Genomic DNA, 3,973 nt, shown 5'->3' on the forward strand with positions numbered 1-3,973 from the left:
GTACTCCATTAAACCATACTTCAAACGGGAATTTCTCGTTTTTAATTATATGTGCTAACTCTGTAATAACACTATAAAATTCAACAAATGTCCAACATGCTAGTGCAGTATAGAGTACATTTATAATATAAGAAAAAACAATTCTATTCATCCTCTTCTCCCTCCTTATTTAAAACAAACACATCTTCCATCTTTAACTGAAACACATCACAAATCGTAAGTGCTAATAACAATGAAGGAACGTAATCCCCTTTTTCAATTGCAGCAATTGTTTGTCTCGTTACTCCAACCTTTTCTGCTAATACACTTTGCGTAAAATTAAAACGAGCTCTTAATTCTTTTACTCTGTTTAAAATGGTCAAATTTACCACCTCTCACCATTATTGTATGCTATCCTTAACAAAATGTAAACTCAACTTAACATTATTATTATAAAAAAATCCAACTCTACGTATTGTAAAGTTGGATTACTTGTTAGTTTAAAATTGTAACTTTAACGATTTTTCTTCCCCATTGACTAGAAGACCCTTTATCAGGCATTAACACATCAATTCTGTTACCTTTAATCGCTCCACCAGTATCTGCTGCAATTGCGACTCCATACCCTTCAACATTTACAGTCTTACCTAATGGAATAACATTTGGATCTACAGCAATTAATTTCATTCCTGGATTTGCAGTTAAGTTATAGTGTCCCCATGCAGAAAATACTTGTTGACCTGGTGCATAACCATTTTCCCCTGGATCAGCTGTATAAGCTGTAGCTTCTACATAAATTTCTTTCCCACCAGCAGTTGGCTTAGAAGTTGGTTCAGGTTTTGCAGGTTCTACCTTCGAATTATTATTAGCTACTGGTTCAGCTGGTTTACTAGCTTTTTCCTGCTTTTTCTTTTCAGCAATTTCTGCTTGTGCTTTCGCTAAAGCTTCTTGCTCTGCTTTTGCAGCCGCTTCTGCTTTTGCACGCTCTTCTGCTGCGATTCTTGCTGCTTCTTGCTCACGAGCAATCGTTTCTTGTACTGTCTTCATATTTGATTCAATTTTAGCTTTTTCTTCCGCTGCTAAATTAAGTTGACTTGCAACTTCATTATATTTAGCTTGAACTGTTTGTAAGTTATCTTGACGTTTTTTCAAGTTATCTTGTAGTTCAGCTTGCGCTTTTGCTAATTTTTGTTTGTCTACTACTAAAGATGCTTCTTTTTCGTCAATTGTTTTCTTATCTTCTTCAATTTGACGAAGATCTTGTTCTTGTAGACGTAAAATTTCTTTATCAGCTTCTAGAATAGTAGAAACTGCGTTCATACGTTGTAAGAAGTCTGCAAAGTTTTTTGACTCTACTACAACTTCTACTACTAAACTTGTATTTGAACTGTTTTGAACAGAAACCATACGTTTTCTCATAATATCTTTACGAGCAAGGACTTTATCCTCCAAAACGACAATTTCTTGCTTTTTTTGCTCAATCTGCTTATGTGTTTCATCGATTTTACGTTGAATAGCAGCTTGATCCTCTTTATTTTTTGCAATTGTATTATTTAAATTATGTAGTTCGTTTTCAATACCTTTAATTTCTTTACTAACAGCTTGCTTCTCTTGCTCTTTCTTTTGCATTTCTGCATCGTTTTGTTGCAATTGCTGTTGCATGTTGTTAAGTTTCTCGTCGTTTGACTCTGCTTTAACAGCGACTGTACTAGAAAGACCGATAATTCCTGCTAATACTAGACAGCTGATTCGCTTAAAATAGTTCATAATCCGACTCCCTTCTTATACAGTTATACATGATTTATTTTACAGTTTGTTTACAAAACGATTAAATACAGTTTATTTTTCGTGACGAAAAAAAGAGAATTATGAATAAAATGTAATAGATTCTTAAATATTTAACAATTCCTATATTTAAAAAATACAAAAGATGCTAAAATCCAAATATAGAGAAAATATAACTTTCGAAGGCGGTTGAAATAAATACATGTTTACTCAAAAAAAATCACTCCAACATACAATTGCTCAATTAGAAGAGCGTATACAAGAATTAGAAGCAGAATTAAAACAAAAAGATATTGAAAAGCAAGAGACTATTTCTACTATCCACGATCGTGTACAAAGCGTTGTACAAGAGCATCAACTTGTAAATAACCAACACAATACACTTCAAAATTTAGTTCAACAGTTAAGTTCATGTTTCGAAAATGTTTCAACACGTACGACACATTCCAATGAGTTAAATAATGAAATGTTACAAAAGGAACAAAGCTTAATTCAGTCTATTGCAGAAATTATTGACTGCTCTAATGAAGGAAAAGAATCCGTTCACCGCTTACTTATTGTAATTAATAAATTAGGTGAACAATCTCAACGCACGTCTAATAGTATGAATCATCTAAGCGAACGCTCAAAGGAAATCGAGCAAATTGTAGAAGTCATTCAAAACATTGCAGCACAAACAAATTTACTTGCATTAAATGCGAGTATTGAAGCCGCGCGTGCTGGAGAGCACGGTAAAGGATTCGCTGTCGTTGCCAATGAAGTAAGAAAACTAGCGGAAAGTACAGCAGAAAGTACAAAAAACATCGGCAACTTAACGAAAAAAATTCAAGAAGAAATTGAAAAAGCATATGATAACACAAAAGATAATTTACATTTAGTCGATGAAGGTGTAGAAATGAGCGCCGATACAAATGCTAGAATTGAAAATATTTTAGTTATGATTCAAACGTTACAAAATGGTGCTACAAATGTTATTAAGGCTATCGAAAACCAAAAGTCTTGTAATGATGACATATTACGAGAATTTGCTAATACACAACAAATGTTCCAAAAATTAAATACTACTATTATGAATCATATTCATGATGCTGAAAAAGTCGATGTTCAATTGTCTAAAAGTCTTCAAGGAACAGTGACTTCTTAATTAAAATTAAGAATCCCTTATACTGCTATAAGGGATTTTTATTTTATTTCGAATATTTATTTCTTTTCAATATTCATCCATATCTTTGTTATAATGGAAAAGTTGTTTCTTTCAACTAATAAACAAGGAGGTTATTATGGAACAATTTTACTACGTTTTAAAATATTTAATTCTCGGTCTGTTCCAAGGATTAACAGAACCAATTCCGATTTCTTCAAGTGGTCATCTCGTTTTAGCACAACATTTGCTAGGACTAAAAATAGAAGGGTTTAGCTTCGAACTACTTGTTAATTCAGCTTCATTATTAGCTGTATTACTTATTTATAGAAATGATTTAATTCGTCTAACAAAGAATGGTCTCTCTTATATATTTACAAGAACAGAAGACGCAAAATCAGATTTCTTCTTTATTATTTATCTTGTTATTGCAACCATTCCAGCAGGTGTTATTGGTGTTTTATTTAAAGATTACATCGATCAGTACTTAAAAGGTGTGAAGATGGTTGGGGTTTCCCTTCTTATTACTGCTGTCGGCCTTTGGATTATTAGAAATTTACGCGGTCGTAAAAATGATGGCGACCTTTCTATGAAAGATGCAATCATCGTCGGATTAGCACAAGCTTGTGCACTGATTCCCGGAATAAGCCGATCTGGTGCCACAATCGTAGCAGCAATGTTACTTGGTATGAAGCAAGAAACAGCTCTTCGCTTCTCATTCTTACTATACATTCCTGTTAGCTTAGGTGGCTTATTGTTAAGCATTACAGACATTGCAAATGATCCAAATCTAGACACATTATTCGTACCATATGTCGTTGCATTCATCGCAACATTTATCATGACGTATATTTCACTAAAATGGTTTATGAACATTATGGCAAAAGGAAATTTAAAATATTTCTCTTTCTATTGTATTATCGTAGGTGTACTTACTCTTATTTTCTTATAAAGTAAAACTTACAAATTAAAAGCGAGTTATCTAGTGTAATAGAATGACTCGCTTTTTTATACCTTTATTAAGTTAAAACCTATTATTTACTTATAATTTTCAGAATAGTATAATAT

Annotated in this window: 3 protein-coding genes and 2 pseudogenes; 2 read left to right on the top strand and 3 right to left on the bottom strand. The window is 32.6% G+C overall.

The genetic code is table 11. The features are described 5' to 3' along the window. The 3 genes and pseudogenes from ABWK52_RS21290 to ABWK52_RS21300 form a co-directional block, all read right to left on the bottom strand. A pseudogene (locus tag ABWK52_RS21290) lies at nt 1–151 on the bottom strand (DUF2178 domain-containing protein); the annotation flags it as partial. Next, complete coding sequence (locus ABWK52_RS21295; protein ID WP_000154019.1) at nt 144–362, bottom strand: helix-turn-helix transcriptional regulator; 219 nt, start codon at nt 360–362, stop codon at nt 144–146. The gene ABWK52_RS21295 and the pseudogene ABWK52_RS21290, both read right to left, overlap by 8 nt. A 112-nt stretch (nt 363–474) precedes the next feature. Continuing rightward, nucleotides 475–1,746 (bottom strand): 3D domain-containing protein, encoded by a 1,272-nt coding sequence (locus tag ABWK52_RS21300; protein WP_098541048.1) that lies wholly within the window; start codon nt 1,744–1,746, stop codon nt 475–477. 631 nt (nt 1,747–2,377) lie between these two features. Between ABWK52_RS21300 and ABWK52_RS29830 the strand changes: the two are divergent. Then, nucleotides 2,378–2,908 (top strand): annotated as a pseudogene (locus tag ABWK52_RS29830) (methyl-accepting chemotaxis protein); the annotation flags it as partial. Between the two features lie 136 nt (nt 2,909–3,044). After that, complete coding sequence (locus tag ABWK52_RS21310) at nt 3,045–3,857, top strand: undecaprenyl-diphosphate phosphatase (RefSeq protein ID WP_098541046.1); 813 nt, start codon at nt 3,045–3,047, stop codon at nt 3,855–3,857. The last annotated feature ends 116 nt before the right edge of the window (nt 3,858–3,973 follow it).

Source organism: Bacillus sp. AP50 (assembly GCF_040492675.1).
Classification (GTDB): domain Bacteria; phylum Bacillota; class Bacilli; order Bacillales; family Bacillaceae_G; genus Bacillus_A; species Bacillus_A cereus.

Bases quoted from the DNA above. Each gene is read 5' to 3' on its own strand.
- ABWK52_RS21300 (WP_098541048.1), bottom strand. From the start codon at position 1,746: ATGAACTATTTTAAGCGAATCAGCTGTCTAGTATTAGCAGGAATTATC.
- ABWK52_RS21310 (WP_098541046.1), top strand. From the start codon at position 3,045: ATGGAACAATTTTACTACGTTTTAAAATATTTAATTCTCGGTCTGTTC.